This is a genomic window from Vibrio sp. 1580 (genome assembly GCF_033340055.1).
The window spans coordinates 1-847 of sequence record NZ_JAWOVT010000154.1; the positions used below are offsets into that span (position 1 = coordinate 1).

Consider the following 847-nt stretch of genomic DNA (forward strand, 5'->3'; position numbering starts at 1 on the left):
ATAAACAAGCGATGACTGATGAAGTCAGTTTACTATTAGAACAGGCGTTGCAACTTGAACCTTATAATGAAGCCGCATTGTCGTTGATAGCGAACGATCACTTCATTTCTTTCCGCTTTCAAGAAGCCATCGATACTTGGGTTCTACTCCTAGATTCCAATGACCCCAATTTAGACAGAGTGACGATCATCGAGTCCATCAACAAAGCGAAAAAGCTGATGTAAGTATACAATGTAGAGTAAAGAGGAGAGTCAGTATGAAGAAGCTAGAAGCGGGTTTGTTGGTATTGTTGTGCGGTACAGTGCTGGTGGGATGCTCGTCTCCTTCAACTGGTTCTTCATCTGTCTATTATTCGAGTGGGTATTACGACCCTTGGTGGTATGGTCACGATGACTATTGGATTTACTATTATCCGGGTTGCTGTGACAACGGACATGACCATCGAGAAAAGCTCGAGGTATGGTGGAATGGTCTCGACGACGATCAACAACAGTCAATTAAAGACAAAGTTGAAGATTGGAAAGATGGTGATATGAACGCCAACTTCGATAACATGAAGCGACAACTGGATAACCACTGGCAGACGTTGCCGGATGAACAAAAACAAGCGATTCAAGCAAAATGGCACGAGCGTCCCCAGCGTGTAGAAACAAAAACATTACCAAAACAAACGACGTTGCCAGAATCAACATTGAAGACACAGCCATTACCCACGCATAACGTGCCGCGTCCGATTACCAAGCCAAATATTCAGAGACCTCAGACTCGACCAAACATCCAACCGGTGCCAAGAATTCGTCGACGTTAATGGTTTACTTGCATTTTAATGATGTACTTCGACTAGAAT

General features: G+C 43.7%; 1 protein-coding gene and 1 pseudogene. Both read left to right on the forward strand.

The window, feature by feature from the left end:
- Positions 1-224, forward strand: a pseudogene (locus R7093_RS24670) (hypothetical protein); the annotation flags it as partial.
- A gap of 32 nt (positions 225-256) precedes the next feature.
- Positions 257-808 (forward strand): hypothetical protein, encoded by a 552-nt coding sequence (locus tag R7093_RS24675; RefSeq protein ID WP_318146947.1) that lies wholly within the window; start codon positions 257-259, stop codon positions 806-808.
- The last annotated feature ends 39 nt before the right edge of the window (positions 809-847 follow it).

What these genes read in the sequence shown, in the direction of transcription:
- R7093_RS24675 (WP_318146947.1), top strand. Translation starts at nt 257, where the DNA reads ATGAAGAAGCTAGAAGCGGGTTTGTTGGTATTGTTGTGCGGTACAGTG.